At 63.4% G+C, this 21,135-nt stretch carries 11 protein-coding genes; 5 read left to right on the top strand and 6 right to left on the bottom strand.

What is annotated here, in order from left to right:
• The coding region (locus ACL03I_RS35945) for a transposase (RefSeq protein WP_412808205.1) at positions 1 to 313 on the top strand (313 nt) is incomplete at its 5' end.
• A gap of 768 nt (positions 314 to 1,081) precedes the next feature.
• A complete protein-coding gene (locus ACL03I_RS35940) occupies positions 1,082 to 2,608 on the top strand; it encodes an MFS transporter (protein WP_412808204.1) in 1,527 nt (508 codons plus the stop codon).
• A 360-nt stretch (positions 2,609 to 2,968) separates the two neighbouring features.
• Here ACL03I_RS35940 and ACL03I_RS35935 read toward each other — a convergent pair whose 3' ends face one another.
• The gene (locus ACL03I_RS35935) at positions 2,969 to 3,841 is read right to left on the bottom strand and encodes a LysR family transcriptional regulator (RefSeq protein WP_412808203.1); all 873 of its coding nucleotides are present in this window, start codon (positions 3,839 to 3,841) and stop codon (positions 2,969 to 2,971) included.
• A 137-nt stretch (positions 3,842 to 3,978) separates the two neighbouring features.
• Here ACL03I_RS35935 and ACL03I_RS35930 point away from each other — a divergent pair, with 137 nt between their 5' ends.
• Complete coding sequence (locus ACL03I_RS35930) at positions 3,979 to 4,653, top strand: type 1 glutamine amidotransferase domain-containing protein (RefSeq protein WP_412808202.1); 675 nt, start codon at positions 3,979 to 3,981, stop codon at positions 4,651 to 4,653.
• 936 nt (positions 4,654 to 5,589) lie between these two features.
• On the opposite strand, the gene ACL03I_RS35925 is transcribed toward ACL03I_RS35930, so the two are convergent.
• A complete protein-coding gene (locus tag ACL03I_RS35925) occupies positions 5,590 to 6,468 on the bottom strand; it encodes a hypothetical protein (protein WP_412808201.1) in 879 nt (292 codons plus the stop codon).
• 242 nt (positions 6,469 to 6,710) lie between these two features.
• On the opposite strand from ACL03I_RS35925, the gene ACL03I_RS35920 reads away from it, so the two are divergent.
• Complete coding sequence (locus tag ACL03I_RS35920) at positions 6,711 to 6,854, top strand: hypothetical protein (protein ID WP_412808200.1); 144 nt, start codon at positions 6,711 to 6,713, stop codon at positions 6,852 to 6,854.
• A 681-nt stretch (positions 6,855 to 7,535) separates the two neighbouring features.
• On the opposite strand, the gene ACL03I_RS35915 is transcribed toward ACL03I_RS35920, so the two are convergent.
• From ACL03I_RS35915 to ACL03I_RS35900, 4 genes are all read right to left on the bottom strand, one after another.
• A complete protein-coding gene (locus tag ACL03I_RS35915) occupies positions 7,536 to 15,437 on the bottom strand; it encodes an MFS transporter (RefSeq protein WP_412808199.1) in 7,902 nt (2,633 codons plus the stop codon).
• On the bottom strand, positions 15,434 to 17,131 hold the full coding sequence (locus ACL03I_RS35910) for a hypothetical protein (protein WP_412808198.1): 1,698 nt from the start codon (positions 17,129 to 17,131) through the stop codon (positions 15,434 to 15,436). The genes ACL03I_RS35915 and ACL03I_RS35910 overlap by 4 nt, the downstream gene beginning before the upstream one ends.
• A 78-nt stretch (positions 17,132 to 17,209) precedes the next feature.
• On the bottom strand, positions 17,210 to 17,635 hold the full coding sequence (locus ACL03I_RS35905) for a YbaB/EbfC family nucleoid-associated protein (protein WP_412808197.1): 426 nt from the start codon (positions 17,633 to 17,635) through the stop codon (positions 17,210 to 17,212).
• A gap of 3 nt (positions 17,636 to 17,638) precedes the next feature.
• A complete protein-coding gene (locus ACL03I_RS35900; protein ID WP_412808196.1) occupies positions 17,639 to 19,036 on the bottom strand; it encodes a hypothetical protein in 1,398 nt (465 codons plus the stop codon).
• Between the two features lie 703 nt (positions 19,037 to 19,739).
• Between ACL03I_RS35900 and ACL03I_RS35895 the strand changes: the two genes are divergently transcribed.
• Positions 19,740 to 20,189, top strand: a complete 450-nt coding sequence (locus ACL03I_RS35895) for a nuclear transport factor 2 family protein (protein ID WP_412808195.1) — start codon at positions 19,740 to 19,742, stop codon at positions 20,187 to 20,189.
• Positions 20,190 to 21,135: the final 946 nt, after the last annotated feature.

Genomic DNA, 21,135 nt, shown 5'->3' with positions numbered 1-21,135 from the left:
CTGGTCACACCACGGCAGGATTCGTTCCGAAGCGGCGTTCGCCTGCCTGGCCGGGGTCAACCCCATCCCCGCCTCGTCGGGCAACACCGTCCGTCATCGCCTCAACCGCGGTGGAGACCGGAGGTTGAACCGTGCCCTCCACATGGCCACGATCACCCGCATGATCCACGACCCCACCACCCGCGAATACGTCGAACGCAGACGCGCCGAAGGCCGAACCACCAAAGAAATCCGACGCTGCCTCAAGCGCTACCTCGCCCGCCAGATCTACCGCCACCTCAACGCCACCAGCGGCAAACCTCTCCCGGCTTGACAAACATAGGAGAGTCCACCGCAGACACTCAGCCCTGGGCTATCAAACCCCCGCGGGATACGCTGCTGCCTGCATCCACCGATAACCGACTCACCCTCACGGTGGACCGATCAACGGGGTCCCGTCAGTACGCCTTGCCGTCTCTTGCTTGCATGATCGCGGCTACCAGCTTGTGGTTAGCGGTCATATCTCACCTGTCGGGAAGGTCGCGCGGACTCGCAACCTGCGCAAACGCCCAGGGCCACAAGTAACATACCGTTAGGTACGGTAATCTAAAAGTCGGTTGCCGGAAGTGGTCTTGAACAGCTATAGTTGACGAGTGTAGTAATCAGACGATAGCCTAGGTATCGTCAAGCTGACGCGACTGCAGGTGACTCGGCATACGCCTGCGGAGCGCAGGTCGATGAGGCCGCTGTGATGGCGTAGATCGTTTTGCAGAGGAGGTCGATGCGCTGCTGCGCATTTCGTAAATGCGCGGTATGGCCAATGCGGCACGCGCGCTTTTCGATGTTGGATCGCGGTGTATGATTCTACGACGCAACTATTCGGCTATTGAACGCGGATAACATGCTTTGCTGCGAAAAGTGAGCAACCTGTTCAGTTTTTGAGTAAACCGCTGCTCGGCTTGGCGCTCTATCCTGTTTCCTGATAAGCGAAATCGATGGCTTTTGTTGCCAGTTCTCCTGTCGAAGAAAATTATGCGCGCCGTGGACGTGTGTGTCGTTGCCGAGTTGATCTGCTAGGAATCGAGTTGGAAGCGATCATGTTGTGATAGCGAGGGTAGCTACTCTCTGGCGAGGTGCCGCTCGGTACGGCGAACCAACCGACTATGTGCGCAGAAGCAGCGCGCCTCCGGTCGTCATATCGACTGTGCTCTCCTTGTCTTCATCCGCTATCGTAGCGACGCAAAGTATGGTCCTGCCTGTCCTCCCTGAGCTCGGAAATTCGATGGGTGTGACACTTGCGGATGCATCTTGGATGCTGACCATTAATATGGTGGCTGCGGCAATATCCACACCACTGCTCAGCTCACTCGGGGATCTGCTGGGCTGCAAGCCAGTTCTAGTCGTCACGCTATGGCTAACCACGCTCGGTTCGGTACTGGTCGCGGTGGCGCCCACGATTGCTTTCATGCTGGCAGGTCGTGCACTGCAGGGAGCGGGCTTTGCCGCGACGCCTTTGGCAATCAGTATAATTCGGTCGATCTTTCCGCCCAAGAAGGTGGCGTCGAGCACTGCGATGCTCAGTTCGCTGACCGGGATAGGTGTGGGCGCAGGGCTTCTTGTTGCCGGAATCATGATCAAGCTCGGCATCACTGCTCAGCACATGTTTTGGATTCCAGCCTTCATAACATTTCTAGGTCTTGGCGGAACATGTTTTTTTGTTCGAGTGGCAAATAATGCGACACCGCTCGATATCGACATTCGAGGGGCCTTGGCGTTGACTAGCGGATTGATGTGCACGATTGTCGCGATCAATCGTGGATCCAGTTGGGGATGGACATCCCGCCGTGTACTTGTGTTGTTTTTGAGTGGTTTGGTGCTTCTGATCGTGTGGGTTTTAACTGAACAGCGGGCCCGGAATCCGCTCGTCGATATCCGATTGATGCGCAAGCCAATGGTTCTTGCCACGAACATTACAGCTTTCCTGACCGGCGCTGGAATGTACGGTGCCTTCGTTCTCATCGTGCAATTCGTGCAGACACCGAGCGCGATGGGGTACGGCTTCGGTGCCGATGCCCTCGGTGCAGGGCTGACCCTACTGCCCCTTACGCTGGGGAGTGTAATCGCAGCTGGAATTGTGTCGGTGCTGATCAACCATGTTGGACCGAAATGGCTCATGCTCACGGGGACTATAGTCGCCTCCACAACGTTCATCTGCTTGTTCTTCTTGCACTCCGAACACTGGCACTTCTGTTTGGCCTCCGGATTGATCGGTTTCGGGCTGGGCCTGTCCAGGGGGGTGATGCCTACCTTGCTGAATAGCGATGTGGGAACTGATCAGACCAGTGTTGCGAATGGTGTCAATCTCACGCTGCGGTCTATCGGCGGATCTATCGGGACCGCCTGCGTGCTGACTATCATCGCCACCCGCACGGGTCCAGGCGATGCCTTTCCCGCACTGGATGCGTACGTGACGGCGTTTGCGGCATCGCTCGGCGTCTGTTTCCTTGCAGTAATCGCAGCTGCGTTGGTTCCATATCGCCATCGTGGTGAGAACATCGGGTTACTCGCCCGATCGGGTACCCTGCGTCATTCTGATCGGACACGAATCTCGCCTCCGGACGAGGTGTAATCGAACTTCCCGATAGTGGAATGGGAGTTTTAAACGGTGCGGCCAGGGGCGGTGTCGATCCCGGTCGCGGTCAAGGCCCGGTACACGCCGAACCCGGTCGGCCAGGCTCGTAAACCGCTAGGACAGGCCTGCCGGGCCAGCCAATCACGCCAGGAGCTGTGCCGGATCCGTGCACAGCCGCTGCCGCGTCAGCTGTCCGGGCTCGTTGTCGATGCCGCACGCCACCACCGACAACACTGCAACTGCCTGACGACGCGGTGCGCGCCTTTCATCTAATGTTGGTGGCCATTTGAGACGCCCCAGTGCGGGACAGGAATTGTCCCGGTGGCGGACAATGGTTTTCCCCATCCGGTGGTTGGTTTATGTCCAGTTGGTGGCGCGGAGGAGGAGGTGGCCGCGTACGGCGGTGGTGGCGGGGTGGGTGGGGCCGCTGCGGCTGGCGAGGAACAAGGTGTTGATAGGTGGGATATCGGGGTGGTGGAGTTGGTGGAGTCGTCCGTCGGCGAGTTCGCCGGCGCACAGGTAGGTGGGTAGGACGGTGATGCCCGCGCCGGCGGTAATGGCGGTGAGCACGCCGCGGAGGTCGGGGACGACGACGGCGGGGGTGCGGGTGAGTCGGGTGTCGAAGACGGTGCGCCAGTAGCGGCGGAGGATGGGCAGGTTTTCGGCGTAGGCGATCAGGGGTGCGTTGTCGATGTCATCGAAGGTCCAGGAGGGGGCGGCGACAAGGGCAAATTCTTCGTCGGTGAGTGCGTCGACGTGCAGGCCGCGGCGGCGGGGTCGCAGGGTGCAGATGACCAGGTCCAGTCCGCCGGAGGACAGGTCGGCCAACAGCTGGTCGGGCAGCCCGAAGGTGATACGCAGCCGCAAGCCTTCGGTGACCAGTCCGGCCAGCGATGGCAGTACGCGGGCACAGACCAGTTCGGCGGGGCCGCCGAGATGGACTGTGTGGCTGAAGGTTTCGCCAGTACGGTGCAGATCGTGGTGGACTGCTTGTCGGAGATCGTCCAGGGCCGGGCCGATGCGGGCGGCGAGGTGATCGGCGGCGGGAGTAGGTGTCATGCCGCGGGCGACGCGCTGGAACAGGGGCCGGTCCAGGTCGGCTTCGAGAGTTTTGATGTGTGTGGTAACGGTGGGTTGGGCCAGGCCGAGCAGGTCGGCGGCGGCGGAGACCGAGCCGGCTCGGTAGACGGCCAGAAAGGTTCGCAACAGGTCGAGGGAGAGGTCGCGCATGACTGCTGTTGTATCAGAATGCTGATATCAGGCAGCAAGAGTGGCTATTGGTTTCCGATAGGTGCGGGCGGGCAGTATCGGACGCGTCGCAGCGCAGGGGGTTGCGGTAGTAGTTCGAGACGAGGAGATCGACCTTTATGTCCAAGCGCATTCTCATCGCCCTCACCAGCCATGCTGTCCTGGGTGACACTGGCCGTTCGACCGGTTTCTACATCGGTGAGGCCGCGATCCCGTGGGAGGTGTTCACCGCCGCCGGATACACGGTGGATCTGGTCAGCGTCGCCGGGGGCAACCCGCCGCGCGACGGCGAGGATCCTGCCGACCCGTTGCAGCGCCGGTTCCTCACCGACACCCGCGTCGCCGCCCAGCTGACGAACACCCCGGCCCCGGATGCGGTGGACACCAGCGCGTATGAGGCGGTGTTGTTCGCCGGTGGGCACGGGACCATGTGGGATTTCCCCGCCAACCCCGCGCTGGCGCGGTTGGCGCGGGAGGTCTACGAACGCGGCGGTGTCGTGGGCGCGGTCTGCCACGGCCCGGCCGCGCTGGTCGGCGCCACGCTGTCGGATGGGTCGTATCTGGTGGCGGGCAAGAAGGTCGCCGCGTTCACCAACGACGAGGAAGCTGCGGTCGGGCTGAGCGGCGTGGTGCCGTTCCTGCTGGCCGATCGCCTCACCGCCCAGGGCGCCACCCACATTCCCGCGGACAATTTCACCGCTCAGGTTGTAGCCGACGATCGTCTGGTAACCGGGCAGAACCCGGCCTCGGCGCGCGGCGTCGCCGAAGCGATAGTGGACGCCCTCGCGCGGTGAGGTTCCGGCTCGGGCCGGGGCGAGTCGGCGTGAGCCGACACCCTGGTCCCGGGACCGGAACTCCAACACGTGTCCGGCCCTGTGTCGCAGTGACATCCGCGGTCGACGAGCGAGGGCTGTCGATGGTGTAGGACACCGGCGAATCTATCGGCCGGCGGCGCGGGTGGGTGGGCCGCTCGGCGGCAGCGAGCGCACCACCCGCCGCGCGGTCGCCGCGCCAAAGACTCCCACCGCGGTGGTCACCGCCGCATCCATCGGTCCTGGGTCGCTGAGCCCGGGCTCTGAATGCAATGAGACTGGGGTGAGTGACCGCGTATCGGTGATCGCCTCACCTCCTTACGTCGGTCAGGAAGTCTTCGTCCGCTGGCACGGACGACGACCTGGTCGTCACGGCCGTCGTCGACGGCACCGCCACTGAAATCGCCGACACCCCGCTCCGCCCCGAGCAACCCGGTCATCCTCGACGAGCACTATCCGAGCAGGTCGATGGTGTCATCAGAGGTGGTCGCGAGTTCGGCGTAGTAGTCGGCCACATGTGGGGTGGTAATGCTCCGAGGGACGCATTAACCTTTCCACTATCTCATGCGGTTGAGTACCAACCTCGGGGTTTTCGCGGTGCGCCGAGAGGCACGGCTGTGGCTGCGCGGGTAAAGGGGAGAGCCGGTCGGCGGCAAAGCAAGGTTCTGCGGCTACGCCCCCGACTTCGCCGTAAGGTACGGCTTCTCTCTGCTCGCCGGCATCCAGCCAGCACGGCATGCGACGCGCTTCGCGATGTCTGACGTGCCTCCAACTCTCTACGTGAACTCACCGCACACTTCACCCTTGCTACCCGATAATGACTCCTGCCGGTTGGTGACGGTGATCCGGGGGGACGACGTTGTACCGCATGCCAACGGCGCGTTGATGACCGACCGGAGCACACCCGGTGGTGGGTGGTCAGCGTTGGATCAACAGGGCGGTCGGGTTGAGTACGACCCACTCCCTATTCGAGAAGGTATCGGAACCGTCGATGGCGTCCCAGCCGCGCACGACACCGTAATGACCGATGTCGGCCAGCGCCAGCTCCTTGTCCAGCAGCGCATAGTAGCGGGCCATCTCTTCGTGCGTGGGGTTGGCTGCGTTGCGCACGGACCGTAGTTCATGGGCGACTTGTGTCAGAGTGCGGGTACGTTCGGACTCGAGTGCACGCAGAGTGGTTATCTTGGCATCAGGGCGTAGTGCCATCCGCAGCAGCCGGGCATGCCGGGTGGCGAGGTCCTGTGTCCGGGTGGGATCGGTGTAGTGGAGTGCGACCTCCTCCAGCGGCGAGGCATATGTGCCGGACCCGGTGGGACCGCCACCAGGTCGCACCGGGCCGGCGATGAAGGCACCGAGGTGGCGGTCCTCCTCGAACCCTCGGAACAGCTCTTGCCCGCCCGCCGCGACTGCCGCGTCGACCTCGTGCTGTGTGGCGACCGTGACGGGGCCGTCGAATCCTTGCAGGCGTTGGATCTCTTCGAACGTCGGGTAGGACCCCAAGGACTCGGTTCCCCTTGCCCGCCGCAGTGCGCTGTAGTCCACTTCGTCGATCAGGTCGCGGCCGCGTACGTAGGTGGAAGACGTTGCGGTGGGTGGCGATACCGCCGGACAGGTCAGAAATGCAGTCCGCAGAGCCGGTGCGTTCGCCGCATCTGCATCCACGGCCCTGGCAATGGTCTCGGTGACGCCGCGGGCGGCGTGCGCGGGCACTGCGGCGACCGCGGCGCTGGCATCCTTGGCTGCCGCGCCGAGCACATCGCGCACAGACCGCCATACTGCTTCCAGATCGCCGCCCATACCCGTCACTGTGCCGCAACGCCCCCGCACGCGCTATGACACCCGCCGCCGCTCCTTCCCCACAACCACATCACGCCTGGAAACTACCTCTCGCCACCTTGTAGCCCATGTGGTGGTGGACCCGCGAACACACTGTGGTTGCGGTCGGCGAGACTCGGCTGCAGCCGCTGGTCTCGCCCGGGGGACGACTGGCCGGGCGGGCGACAGTCCGCTTCACGGCGGTGAAACCAAGGAGGCGTGGGTTGACTCTGGCGGCGGTGCGGGATCTGTGGCAACTGCATGCTCCGGTGACCAAAGATGCGATCGTCGCGTTCAATGCCGATGCTGCTACCCCGGTTCGTGCTGGCGCGCGCGTCGGCGAGACTGGTGGAACCCGAGAGCCGTGACGATGCAATGATCTCGACTTGATGCGGGATCGGTTCGGTTGGCCGTTGGGGGATGCAGCTGGCTGACACGGAGACCTACCTCGAGAAGGTGGTACGGAGGCGAAGGGATCCAACAGGGAGGCCGCAACCGATGTTCTCCTACTTCCGGAGCTGCGCCACAAGGTCGAACTGCGCGATCTCACCGGCCACGTCGTCGATTGCTCGCTGGACGAGATCAACCGCCCGCGCGGATCGGTGAATGCGCGAATGCGGATTCCTCCGACAGCCAGAGAGCGCGATTGTTCGATCGATGCGAAAGAAGTCTGTTGACCCAGCTGTCGCGGCTGGGATTCTCCAGAAGAGGTATGCGGGCGGATGACCGTGCGGAGCGAGGATCCGACGGCAGATGAGGAAGTCCAGATCGACTACGGATATTGCCTCGTGGCACTACCATCCGGTGCGCCGTCGCTACCCGATCCACGTCCTGCGTGTCCGCCCCTCGTGAACCGGTCCCGATACACTGCCTCTTGCGGTCTGTACTCCTTGACTCCGTTGATCTGGATATCGGCGAATGAGTCCGCCACTGCCTCGGACCCGCTTTCGCGGCCATATCGGCTGGTCGACAGCGCGGTGACGCGTGCGAGAGCCAGTCTGAGGCGGACGTCGAGTCGGTCGGCATGGGTCCAGCCGTGCCGCAATATCTCACGACGAGCCCTCGGAGCCGTGACTGCTCGCCGGTCCCCGGATGGGCAATAATTCGTTCAGTCGGCACAGTAGATCGATGAGCAGCTCGCTGGCTCCATCAATGCGGCCGAACGCGGCAGCCTTCCGCTCCGATTCGGTGGGGCGACTCCCGCGCTGGAACATGTTCCCATCCGGCTCTGACTCGGCAGCAACTGCTGCCGCCGGCTCCAGGGGCAGCCCGCGTTTGCCGGCGATGTGGTCTGCCATACGGCGGACGGCACCATGAGCCATGAGCTCGATCGCAGACTCTGCGAACGGCACCACAGCCGCCATGTCGGTGAGTCTTTTTCCTTCACTGAACAAGCCGACGACAATTGTCTTCTGGTCCGTCCCGAGTTGTTCGAGTGCATCCCGCACCATCCACGGGGTCGCCTGGGACATCGCTTCGCTCAGGGCGGCGAACCGCTGGTACTCGGCACTACCGTGAACGAGCGACTCGCCTACCTCGTCCGCGGCCTGGTTCGCGAGTTCGATAACTTCGTCCCAGCCTCGGGACAGCTGCTGGACGATGTGGTCGGCCGGGCGCCCAGCTTGCAGGTGCCGCAGAATACTCAGCTGGTCGGGCAGGATCAGGCCGAGGGCCGCCTGCAGCTGTGGCGCGGTCGCAGCCGCCAGCAGCTCGCGTATATTGGGGTGCCCAGCGGTCTCTGCCAAGGCCGCGCAGAGCGCGGCGCGGAACTCCGGGTGGTTCGGTTGCTGGGCGCGCCGGGGTGGTGCTGTTGCGCCCATCCCGGTATTCGGTGAATCCGCGGACAAGCCGACAGGGTCGGACGTAGGTCTGTGTTGCTCCGACCTTTCTACGATGCCGCTGGTCGAGGGTGGGCCCTCAGGCGTGGGGTGCTCGTCTCGGCTCGTCGGAGTGGTGGTCGGGCCGAGTGATGCTGGCCGCGTGTCGCCCACAGTCGAGAGGTTTTCGAGCTCCGAATGGTTCGACGGCCGGTGGTGGTGTGGGCCGTTCTGAGGGGGGCCTTGGACTTTGCCCCTTTTGCGTGGGAGTGGTTGGTTGGGTTGTTCTGGGTAGAGGTTGGTGACTTTTGTGGGGTTGCCGTCGTCGGTGGTGTGGTGGGCGACAGGGGTGGTGAGGAACGCGACATAGGCCTCTTTGATGTCGACGGGGTCGGACTGTTTCCATTTGTCGCGGGTTCGGACGCGGGGGATGCGGTCGGGACTGTTCAGGTTGTTGGCCGGGTTCGTGATGTTGGTGCTGAAGATCACGATGTGGCCGCCTTTACGGCCGTCGGTGTTGGTGGCGGTGTGGCAGAGCCACTCCTTGCCGCAATTGACGAGGATGACGGCGGTGTCGGCACCGTCTTTCAGGTTCTGGACGTCGTCGATGATGTGGCCGAGGGGGTCTGCGGTGTCGGGGCCGAGGTGGATCTTGACGAGTTGGGTGGCGATCGCATTTCTGAGGTGTTTCCATTCTTTGTGGTGTGATCGGCTATTTTTCCCCGTCTCGAGGCCGAGTGCCCACACTACCTGGGCGTTGATGCAGTCCAGCAACTTCGGGCGACGGAGAAGCTGAACAAGAGACCCGGCAGCGATGGCGCCGAACGCGGCAGCGGTAGACCAGCTCGCGGGTCCGGCTCCCGTTGTTTCGCTCAGGGCGCCAACGATCAGTCCTCCCAGCGCAAATGAAGCAGTGGTTTTCATGGTAAGGAACGACCTCACCCGCGCCGACACCTTCCATGGGACCGCCAGTTCCTGGTAGGTGTTGATCGGTCTACTAGTGGCTCCCTGCACTGCATAGAGGAAAACCGAGCCCGCCGTCGCTACCCAGGGGCTGGTGGTCGATGCCAGCACCGCGGCGGACCCTGCCACGCCGACCAATCTGGTGGTGAGCGCGGCATTTGTGCCGAGTTTCGTCAACCACTTGCGTGGTATCGCATTCCCGATCAGTACACCGGTAGGGCCGATTACCAGTAATGCTCCGGCCTGCCAGGGCGGAATATTTGAGTCATTGATCATCGACAGGAGGTAAAGCGGCTGCGCTCCCGAGTAGAAACTGGTGATCGCTGCGTTGCGGTGGCTCCTGCGGAGCAGCCTATCGTTCCGAATCACAGGCGGTGCTTCGGCGAGTGACCGGCGCACCCTGGTAAAAGCATTGACCCCGTCGGGTTTCGGCGTGGTGGGAAATTCTGGCAAACGCGACACTATCGCAAGGTTCAACCCGAATGAGGCCCCATTGATGAGCCACGGCAGCCCCGGTGTGGCACTCAGTGCCGACGGTCCGGTCGCCTGTCCTGCGGTTTTGACGGTCCACGATTCGAAGTTCTTGTAGCGGCCCCATCCATCTAGTCGTGATTCGTCGTTGCCGACAATTTGTTTCATTACCTTTTGGGTGCTGGTGGCGAAAAGCATGGCGGACGAGCCATCCACAAGTGCCGTCGCCCCCATTATGGGAATGATATACGGAGTTCCGCTCATTATGGCAATCCCCGCGGTGAGCGCCGCTACTCCTCCCCCGAACTGGCTTATCATCAGCATCCGTTTCAGCCGGTGATGATCGGCGAAATACGCAAAAAACGGTGCACCGAATAGAGCTGGCAGATTCGAGATCAGGTGGATAGCACCTGCCGCTGTGGGTCCGCCTTGTTCCAGCACGTATAGCATCGCTGCATATGACCCCACTCCGGTGCCGATTCTCGTGCTGAGTTGGCCGATGGCATGGTAGCGGAACAGGCGGTCGGTACGAAACATGTTCAGCAGTCCGTCGTCCTTGCCCATTGCGGTCTTGCGCTGTGGCGGGTTGGGCGCCTCCGCGCGAGCGGCAGATTCCGGGATCGTGGTGCTCGGCGTCTCGGGTACGGCGTCCGGTCCGGGGCTGGGTTGCGCCGCTTGGTCCGCCTTGCTGTTCGGCCGATCCGACCGCTCGTCGGCCTGCGGTGTGGGTTCGCGATCGTTCTCTTCCGGGGTAGCGCTCTGGGCATTGCCGTGCATGCCGGTGCTCGGTATCTGTTGTTCGCCCGCGTGCCTCGGTCTGTCCGGTCCGGGGGCGTCGCCACCGAAACGATTGAATACCCAGGGCGCCGCACCCCTGTCTCGCCGTCCACCTGCCCGATCGACTGCGACATCGACGAATTCGGTTGTTCTACCGTTGTCCAGTACGCCATCGAGCAGAGATGGTCTGGCGCCCCATGGGGTCGGTCGAGGCTCGATGGTGTTGGTGGCGGATGGTTGTGGGGGTTCGATCGCAGTGCTGGGGGTGTTTGGTCTGTGTGGTGTTCGGTTGGCGGGTTTTCCTGCAGCGGCCGGGAAGGAAAGTGTGTTCAATGGCCAGTTTGCGAGTTGATCTGCGGATGGGAAAAGTCCGAAGTTCACTATGGCCGAGTCGATTTCGAGTGCAGCCCAGATGTCGTAGCTACCAGGATTTGTCGTCGCTCCGGTGTCTATGGCGCGCAGGCCGAGTCTGGTCAGGTCCGGCTTGCAAAGCGCGTTCATCCGCAGATCCGGCGGCTCACCGGCGTCCCAGACGCGGAGGCTGATGCGGATGATTTCGGCTTGGTCGCCGTAGTTGTCCTGATCGTTGACCATGACCATTGTGCACAGCAATGCCGCGCGGGCACCGGGCTCGATCCCGTGGCGAATCATTTCCTCGACAATCGAGTAAACCGTGGATTTGATTTCGTCCGCCCAGAACTCGGACATCACTAGATGAGCGTTGGCGCGCCCCATCCCCTCGGCCGAATCCCTGTCCATATCAGGCTTGATGTCGAGTCCGAGCATTTCCACATAGAGTTTGGTATCCCCGAGCGCGGCGGCGGCGTCAAGGAGCCCCAATCGGTCGCAATCTTCGGATATATTGAAGAGAATTCGTCGGTCGCCGGTAGAGACTTCTGTGCCGTCCCAGACATCTTCGCGGGTAATAGCGAACGACGGTCCGGTAATTGTGATGGCGTCCGATCCCCGAGCGTACAGATTGGCGTAGTGACCCGAAAGCCGACCGGCCACCTCCAACGCCGTACCCGCAGCCGCGTCCTGCGACCCGCTGACCAATGCGGCCTCCAGCAGACGGCGAGTCTCATCGACGACATAATTGCAAGCAGGACCGATCGCCACACCAGACCCAGGGGGTGCCTCGCCGGGTCGTGCGCCAGACTGTGGGTCCTCGGGATGTGCACCCGTGGGATTCGGTAGTGAAGGCGGCGCCTGCCCGGACTGTTTCTTACGGAGGGGGTTCGCGCCGCCTGCGTCGGCCGATGCCTGCATCGTCGGCATCGGCAGGATGGGCTCTGGTCGTTTCGGCTTCGGCTCCTGTTGGTCCAACTGCGTGCGTGGGACTTTTTCAACGGCGGGGATGCCGCTGTCGTCGAAAATGTAGGCGAGGTTGTCGGGGTGCAATTGCGGCGGCTGCGGTGCCTTAGGGGCTTCCGGGTCAGGATGAATGGCGTAAGGGGTGCGTAAGGGTAGTTCTTTTGGCAGTTCCCCGGCTGCAGACAGACCAGTGGTGGGTGCGGCGTCGTGGCGGGGAAAGGGGGCCGAATCGGGTATCGGCAGTGGTCGGTGCCGGTCATTGTGGTGGCCGCGGGGGCCTTCGGGATCGGCCGCGATCGGTGGTGTGTACGCCGGAGGCAGGGCGTTGGGCTGCTTGGGGAGCGCCGGATGTTTGGTATGTGGGACGATTTCGATGGCGTCGTGGGGCGGCTCGCCGGACGCCTTCGGGGCTCCGGGGATCAGTATTTCGGTGGCAGGCGGCTGCTGATATTCCTCCGGTCCCTCGTCGTTGGTCGGGTGTTCCGGTGTCCGGTGGGGGTCTTGGACGGTGATCGGGACGTGCGGGGTCGCATCGGCTGGCAGTGGAGGTGTGAAATCCGGGGGCCGTTGCTGGACTTCGTCGTTACCCGGCTGCTTACCTGCCAGCGTGAAGGCGCCAGCGGGTATCGCGGGCCCGACCGGGTGATTTGACTGCGCAGCCGGATCCGGTGCGGGCGGTATCCCGGCAGCGCCCACCGCTGCCGGTGTGATGGGATACGTAAGGCTGGTTCCGTAATCCGCCAGCGGGCCTGTCGCGGCTACGGCGTCGCGTGAACTCACCGACGATGTCCGAAGGTTCGTTACCGCACCAGGTTGTGACGAGGTGGGACTCGACGCCGACGGGGGTTGATGTGTCGGGGAGATCGGAACATCTGCTTCGAGCGTGGCATTCGCCGATATCGGGGCTACATCGGATGACGGCCGAGATGATTCCGGTGGTGCTGCGGTGCGGGCGGGGGTCGATGTCAGGTCATGTGATACCAATTCGGGCGAACCGTCCAGCCTGCGTTCCGCCGGCGGCGTCCCTTCAGTGCGCGTCGCCGCGTCCAAGGTAGGTGGCTTCCCTCGCGTCGGGGACGGTTCAGACCTGCTGTCGAGATGGTCTATGTGCTCCCTGAATTGTGTCTCGAATGTGTCGAGAAGATCGAGCGGAGGTTCTTCGGCATTCGTCTGGCGCGACGGGTACCGGTCAGCCGTTCCGGGCGTGGACTCGCGTTCAAGAATCGCGGTGCGGTAGCCCATGTTTTCCGGCGCGTCGGTTCCGGATCGGGCTTGGGATTGGCCTCTTTGCGGCTCTACTTCTGGGCGCATCGCCGACCCGGGCTCAGCCTCGTGGAAGCGGATGAGACCCACGGAGTCGACGTGCGGATCGAGCTGTCGAAGCCAGCTGTCGACGGCGTTGCTGTCGTGCACCTCGACGCGGTGGGTTCCGGGGACGCGTCGTCCGTCCGCGTCGACGGCCCATGACTCTTCTATGTTGCCCTGTCGTTCGTGGACCCGGTTGCCGATCCGCTCGTGCATGAGTACCTGGCCGTCGTTCCTGCTGAATACGACGGCGTGCCCGCCGACGTTCTTGAATTGCACGCCCGTGATTGCCACGCCGCCGTGTTGGTGCACCTCGTCGACGACCGCGCGCAGCGAGGGAGCTCCGCCTTTGCGCCAGTCCCCGCCCGTCGCGCGGGCGAGTTGGTCGTAGCTCACACCCTCGGTGGCAGCCTGGTGGCGGTTGATCGCCCTCGGATCGCCACCGTCGTATCCGGTGATCTCGTTGGCGTGGGCTTCAGCTTCCACACCGCAGTTGCGTCGGCCCGCAGCAATATCGGGTGAAGACGCGTAGCCGTCGGCGCCGTCAGCGGACATCGAAGGGCCGCCGCGCGTGTCCGGGCTGTCCCTGCCCGATCCGGCAGGTTGCGGCGAATCAATCAGGCTGCCTGGCGTTTCGGTTGTGTATCGACCCCCATCACCGGGAGCGCCGGTGCCGCCCGCAGCCCCTCGACCGCTGCCGTGCGAAGCACCGCCGTCCGCGGCAGGTGCCGGATGGCCGCCTCTACCGGGTTCGGCTGGCGCCTGGGCACCGGCATCCGTGGTAACCGGGTCGCCCAGGTGGGGGCTGGTCCGTGGCGGTGCGTCCACATGGGGTGCCATCACAGTGGCGCGGGACTGGGCGACGCCGGTCTCGCCGACAGGTGGTACAGAATCCGTCGGACGCCCCGATCCCGGGGCCGAGACGACCGAGGCAGGCCCGTCCTGGCCGACGGAACCGGGTGACCGACCTATCAACTCCGACACCGCGTCCCAGGCGCGCCATGTCCTCGGGCCGCCCGACCCTCGTGTGCCACCCGATGACGGTGACTGGTTCGGCGAATTAGACAGTTCCGACCGTATCGGCGAATCAGCGGCACCGTGCGAGCCGGTGAGATTTTGCATCGCCTCGGCGTCGGCTATGAGCTGCAGATCCGATGGCTCGGCGGCCTCGGCGTCGGCGAAGCCTCGAAGCTCGGCACGGCTGAGTCTGCGCGGCCCCCCGGGTCCGGCGGTGTTGTCTCTACCATTGTCGGAGAAAACTGTGACGGCATCGCGTTCCGCCCCCGGCAGGACTTCTCCGGCGAGCCGTCGCGGGACCTTGTTGATCTCGCTGATGTTGCCGGGGTGCAGCTCTGATGGACGTGGTATTCGGCCGTCCCCGGAGTCCGGTGTAGCCAGCCGCGGGGCCGACCGTACGCGGGGGTCGCTGGCTGCTCGAATGTCGGCTGCCGAAAGACCGGCTCGCCCGGTGCGGAGCGCTGCGGCGGAGCCGCCGAAGAGCCCGCCGCCTATGCCCATCAGCACCATCTCCGCGAGGTTCGCCTTCTCGCCGGTTATCAGAGCCTGTACCCCTGCCCCGGCGGCGCCGCCGGCGGCGCCGCCGGCGGCGCTGGCAATCAGCGTGGCCAGCACTCGTCCGGTCGCCGGTGCGAGGGCAGGCATGACGACGTGGGCGACTGGTGCTCCGATGAGGCCGCCGGCACCGCCAGCGGCCGCGGCCAGCAACACCTTGCCCATATCCATTGATGTCCGGTGTCCGGGATGCCCGTGGCCGTCGCGGATCTGCTTGTACTCCGCGAGTCCGACGGTGGTGCCCATGGTAAGCGCACCCAGCGCCGCCGAACGGGCAGCCAGTACGATCAGCGTGCTCCGGCGGGCCAAGAGCGCGGCTGTTTCGGCGGCCATCCGGTCCGCTGCCGCCGTCGGCGGGAAGACGACGGCGGGCAATTGAGCGGCCAGGGCGATCGCGATGCCCTTGACGATGTACTGCTCCAGTTGGAGCGTATTTGCGTTCTCGTACAGAAATTTCGCCAAGTGGTTCTCGTGATCGATTTGCGCCTGCATCTCGGTGACCCGGTCGCGCACCTGCTTGGGGACTTCGTCGCCGACTCGTCCCTCAAAGGCGGCCGCGGCCGCGCCGGTCTCGAGGCTATGCAGCCGATGCAGTTTCTCGGTCAGAGCCTCCGCTGCGCGGACGTGAGCATCGGCGGCGCGCCGCATCGCGTTGATCTTCGCCACTGGGCTGTGACCGATCAGCCAGCGCAGCAACCAGGCCGGAAGCTCCGGAATATCCGGATCGCTCATGCGGTAGCCGATCCCTGCCGTGCGATATCGACCAGCAGTCGGTGCAGCACCTTCGCTGGCCCGCAGGCCGCTTCACCGAGCACTTCGACCTCGGTGAATGCTGACACCAGCGCTGCGCGGGGGTGGAAGGCATCGGCAGGTCCGCTCGTTCCGGTCAGTTGCGCACGCCACTGCCGGTAGCCACGGACGACTCGAGCCAGGGTCTCGTCGCCGTCCCATGGCCCGCTGATGCGCCGGTACTCGGTGATCAGGAACCGTTGTGCCTGTTGCAGCGGACCTGGGCCGGCCACGGTCACCATGATCTGGCCGAACTCAGCGACAACGACCGAATACAGCGGTCGATTACCAAAATTGGGCGGTACGCTGGCCAATCGCTGTGCGGTACTGATTTTTTCGGCTAGTACGATCCCGTTGCGCGCAGCGTGGCGGTCGAGCAGTATCCATGGTGGCGGGTTCGGTTCCGATTCGGCTGATTCGGCGTTGGCTCGACCCATTGTGACGCGAGAGACGGCCTTGTCGCCGAGATCGGTGATCTCGATGCCGCCCAGTTTGAGGAACGGATAGGTGGTGAGGATGTGGTCGACGGCCGCAGCCAGTTCTCGAACGGCAGCTTCGGAAATACCGGCGCAGTCGAACCCTTCGATACGCAGCCGGTGCCGCGCAGCCAGCGCCCGTGCTGCAGTGAGGGCGGCAACATCAGTGGGAGGGGCCGGTGCTGCCGTCGGTGGCGGTTGTTTCCTCTTGCGGTCCTCTATCTGTCGGCCTGGCTGAGCGGACTTCGCGGGCCGACGCGCCGGACCGGCCGGCCCGGGCGGTATGACTTGTCCGGGTCGAGGCGATAGCGAACGCTCCCTAGGTGTTCCGGACTGGCCCTGTGGCAGCACTATTCCGCTCTGTGAACGCGACCACGGCGTGGTCGAGGACCTCCCGGTCGCCGCCGGCCTGCCGCCGTTCCTCGCTTTATCGGCGGGCTGCTGCGCCACGGCACCGGTCGGCTGGGCGACGAGATTCGGTAGTGCCGAGGGCACTGTTGCGCCGTATCGTTCTGCGGCAGCGCTGTCTGAGTGTGCGGTCGTGCTGCCCGGCTGCGCTGCTGCGTTCGTTACAGGAAGGGGTAGGTCATTGCCGGATCCCGCCGAGGGATCCCGGAAAAGAGCCGCCGGTTGCCCGTCGGAAGGTGAGGGCACCGTGGCACCAAGGTAACTTGTCGGCACCGGCGCGGCAGGATCGGTGCCGTTGTCGAGCTGTGCGGATTGTGCGCCGGTACGCCCCACAGCCGGATCCAAATTGCGGTCTTGGGTATCGGAAGTATTGCTCGGCCAGGTCGGCATGCCGAGCCTCGTGCCGACAGGCGCGATCCTGTCGGTATCGAAAGGGCTCTGCCGGGCGCTACGGATGCGACGGGCGCCATCTCGGTCCTCATCACGGAAGGCGTCGGCAATATCCGCGATTCCTTCGCCCAGCTCACGAATGTTGTCGACTAGATTCCGGTAGGCCCCTAGGCCCTTGCGCAGCTGCGGCAGGTAGGCGTCGCCGACCATCCGTCCGGGCTCGTCGTGACCCCAGGGCTCGCCTTCGCGGTCGAGCGCCTCCTTCAGCTCGGCCAAGTCTCTTTGCGACGACTGCGCGATATCGGCGAGCTCGGTGATCAGGGCATGAACCTGCTCCGCATCGATATGCAATGACTGACTCACGAAGAAACACCTCACCAGTGGAATGGAAAAGGAACTTTCGCAACTGTTCTCACAACCGATACGGCACTGCACTGATTACTAGGACGATAATGGCCCCGGTTCAGAATCCAACGCGGTGCGAAGACTGGGCGCACCGGGTACCAGATCGGGCAGATCCGGTATGTTACCGGCGGCCGAGACGATCGGGGCCATGATCTCCTGTGTCTGCTCCTGCGCGCGTGCTACCGCATGACGCGTGGCTTCACGCACCGATTCGCTGAGCCGCTCCGGGGTGCCGCGCAGTGCTTCCGGTTTGAAACCCACATCCGTGAGTTTCCCGGTCGAGTCAACTGTTACCTCGACCAATCCGTCGGCCGAGCTTCCCGTTGCGCGTGCTGCGGCAAGTCGGTCCTGGGCTTCAGGTATGCGTGCCTGCAGCTCGGTGAGCGCATCGAGCATGTGGTCTATCTGGTTGCGCATCCCGTAGTTGGCCGAGCGTAGTCCCTCGCGTTCCCAGCGATCCACCGGCTACTCCTCTTTCCCGTCGGTGTTGTAAATTTTCAGACCCTGACGTTCGGCGAACCGCTGTTCGAAGTGGGTGATGAAGAGCGGTGGCGCCGTGGAGGACGACGAGTGCTCCAGAAAGCCGTCGTCTCCGATGTAGAAAATCGCTCTGCCGACCAGGTGCTGCCCGTCGGGTACCGGGACGTACACCATCCAGCCGACGCTGAAGCGTTCGGCGATCAACTGGCCCAGCGGGTATTCGGTGGTATCCAAGCGGTGCGCGGCGATGTAGTCCCGGACCCGCGAGATCGCTTCGCCACCTGGCATCGTTTGCGGCGCAGGCATCGTCAGTCCGGCGAGAGCATACTGATAGAGCGCACCGTCGACGTCGGCGCGCTCGTCGTCACCAAACACGCCAGCGAGCAGATCGCGGGTCACTGTGCCTGCTTCGGCGGCGGCGACCAATGCCGCGATCGCTTCCCGAGACCCGCTGTCGCCATGCAGAGTCAAGCCACCGGCGGCAGCAGCCACCGTGTCGCCCGTCCATATGCCTGGAACAGCGGTCGCGCAATCCACCGCTGTCGGTGACTGCCCGCGATACCAGCGTCCCGCCTGCCACCAGTAGCAGAACGAAAGCAAACCGGTCGCGGCTCGCGGGTTCAAGACGTGATCGGTCAACCACTCAGGGGCACCCCCATAGAGCCTCGGCATAGGAGCGCCGTCGTTATAAACCGCGTCCAGAGTCGGTGCGTTCCAAACTCCACCTGAGAGAACCGCACGCCCGCCAGGAAGGACATGAAGTGTCGATCCACTGGCCTCGGCGCTCTCGTAAATCGCAGTCCACGGGGCCATCCGGGGACCCCGGTCCGACCGGGCGGCGACGAATGCCGCGGCTATCGTCGCCCACCGCGCCCACATCACCGGAAACGGCGGAAACTCGTTCTCGGCTAATGTCGCCCACACCTCATCCGCTCGGTCCGAACGCGCCTGCGCTGCGGCTTGCTGCGGAGTACGCAACTGCCTGTCGTCGTGGCCGATATAGGCGGCCAGCCATACCGGAATACGGTCCCGTGGATACGCTGCCAGATCAGCGCGATATTGCTCAGGGGCGAACAGCTGACCCGGCGGGAACGGCAGCTCGCCGTAGTCGTACTCAACCTCGAGTTCACCGGATTTCGTCAACGACAGAAGCATTCGCCACCACGGACCCGCATCCATGGATGCCCAGGCGGCGCGATGTTCCCGGACAGCAGTAATCACCGAATCGGGTGCGCGCGCAGAGATAGATTGCTCGCCAGTGTAATACGTGATGGTTCCAATTTCCTGGCCCACAGTTACCCCGAAGACTGCGTCGGCGCGGTGCCAACCTTCTGGTGCACAAGCCGTCATGGCCCGGCCGATGGGATGCGCGTCGGGAGGCATGCCCGTTTGCTCCGTCATCATCTCCCTAATCACCGGGAACCGGATATTCGTATGACAAACACGGACAGCCGACCGCTAATCGTCGTCTCAAAAGCTGAGCCCCTTGAATCAAATCTTCGCGCCAACTAGGTTGTTGCTGGCTGAGACAGAAGTCTGCGTCGCCATCAGGGTGACCTCGATTAGATGGCGAAACCTGTCCCTCTGCGTAAGATAGGTACACGATGCCCAAGTCGAGCCGCTCGACGGTTGATTGCGGCTGGGGCAATAGCCGTGGCTCATAGAGTGAGGGTGTCAGGCGGGCCTTCTGGCTCGCGAGCCGACGGCAGCTTGTTGCCAACGATCGATATGATGGGGATATCAACGCAATCTCCTGCGACGCCGAGTCGCACTGCACGACCACATGGTTCGCCAAGGATGTAGTGGCGCGCATCGCAACCACGCCCAGCCAGAAGTGACTGACGCACTTGAGCCTGGTTGCGTGAGGGCGCTAGGAGCCAGTGGCAGTTGGACCCACCAGAAAGATAACCGCGCCCGAGCTGGTCTTCGCGGGTGCGTTTCCGGCCTGGGGCGGGCGGTGCCGATGAGGGTCTCGGAGCAAACAGCCGCCGCAATAGTCGATGAGTTGATTGATTGAACTAACACGTCTACTGTTGGCGGCGCTGGCAGTTCTGAGTCGGAAGACTGGTTGACATGAGGTGGTTGTATGTACAAAGCGTTCGTTGCTAGGCAGATCAGACATGCCTTCGCTCAGATGAACGCAGGTGACCTCACGGCCGGGGTTGGCAGGATGGCCCCGGATGCCGTGTATGAATTCGCCGGGGAGCATGCCCTCGGCGGTCGCCGTCACGGCCGGGAGGTAATCACGAAGGGGTTCGAGCGGATGGGGCGGCTTTTCCAAGACGGGCATTTCGAGGTACGCGACGTGATCGTCAAGGGTTGGCCATGGAAAACGAGAATCGTCACCATCGTGGACATCACAGGCAGTCTCGCCGGTGAGCCCTACGCGAACAACATGATCCAAGTGCTCGACATGCGTTGGGCTCGTATCACTTCGATCTATACCTTGGAGGACACCCAGCATCTGGCCGCAGAGCTGAAACGGGCTGGTGATCGCGGGGTCTACGAGGCGGTCGCTGAGCCGATCGTCGGTTGATCTGGGACGTTTCTGCCCCCGGGCATCCGAGCACAGTGAAAGTCCCACCGTCGGTGGGTCTGTACCGGCGGAGTTCCGCTGTCAGGAGCGTGCCGGCAGCGCGGCAACGAACTTCTCTGGATCAAGACTGGTAAGCACAGCTTTACGTTGAAAAGATAATCTGCAATCGAGGAGGTGCAGTTGATAATTAGCAACTTGCAATCTTCTGGGGTGAACTTCCGCGGGACTGAGAAATAGCGTACTGCGGCATTCTCAATCAGCTGTCGCGAAGGGGGTGGTGATCGGCGCGACCAGCCGCATTGCCTCCGGCGAAGGCCTCGATCCATAGGGTTGATGCTCTATTTGATAGTGATGGCGTAGTGGTCTCTCCTGCGGCAGCCTGGTGCGAGGTCGCTGTCGAGTCTGTGAAAGCGCGGAAACCTGCAGGCTTCGGGTCGTTCACTACGTAAAGGAGCGGACAGGTGAGCTGCTTGGCGTGTGCCGCGACACGCTGGGCTTGGAGACTATGTCGGCGAAGTGACAAGCACGGGCTGCGGGTCTCCAGGTCGAAACGGACGATTTCGTCGGCCGCGATCTAGAGTTGGACAGAATTTTCGGGTCGCGCTGTCTTCTGCCCGGCTGATTGCAGCGCCTGGCGCTCGTCACACTGTTGTCGGATCGGCTGCCGATAGACTACCCAGCCCGTAAGGGAACCCAGTTTCGCTGGCATGAGCTCTCGACCGCTGAACAGCAGGTAGCGACATTGGCTGCGGCAGGGCGGACTAATCGCCGCGCTGCGGGGCAAATCGACCTGAACCATCGGTGCGCAGATTGTGGCGATTCTACGGAACTCGTGATTACTTGGCGCGAGGGCATAATGAAACTTGTTCCCGAGGACAGTATGGAGCAGGTGCGGTCGGAGGCGACGAAGCATCAACTCCGATCTGGTAAGAATCAATCCGAGCCA

The sequence above is a fragment of the Nocardia sichangensis genome (assembly GCF_047200615.1).
Taxonomy (GTDB): Bacteria; Actinomycetota; Actinomycetes; order Mycobacteriales; family Mycobacteriaceae; genus Nocardia; species Nocardia sichangensis.
Note: the sequence above shows the minus strand (reverse complement) of the source record. Positions and strands in the feature narration are given on the sequence as shown.

Coding starts and splice junctions, on each gene's coding strand:
- ACL03I_RS35925 (WP_412808201.1), bottom strand. CDS start 6,468: ATGGGCGGCGATCTGGAAGCAGTATGGCGGTCTGTGCGCGATGTGCTC.
- ACL03I_RS35895 (WP_412808195.1), top strand. CDS start 19,740: ATGTACAAAGCGTTCGTTGCTAGGCAGATCAGACATGCCTTCGCTCAG.
- ACL03I_RS35930 (WP_412808202.1), top strand. CDS start 3,979: ATGTCCAAGCGCATTCTCATCGCCCTCACCAGCCATGCTGTCCTGGGT.
- ACL03I_RS35915 (WP_412808199.1), bottom strand. CDS start 15,437: ATGAGCGATCCGGATATTCCGGAGCTTCCGGCCTGGTTGCTGCGCTGG.
- ACL03I_RS35900 (WP_412808196.1), bottom strand. CDS start 19,036: ATGCCTCCCGACGCGCATCCCATCGGCCGGGCCATGACGGCTTGTGCA.
- ACL03I_RS35935 (WP_412808203.1), bottom strand. CDS start 3,841: ATGCGCGACCTCTCCCTCGACCTGTTGCGAACCTTTCTGGCCGTCTAC.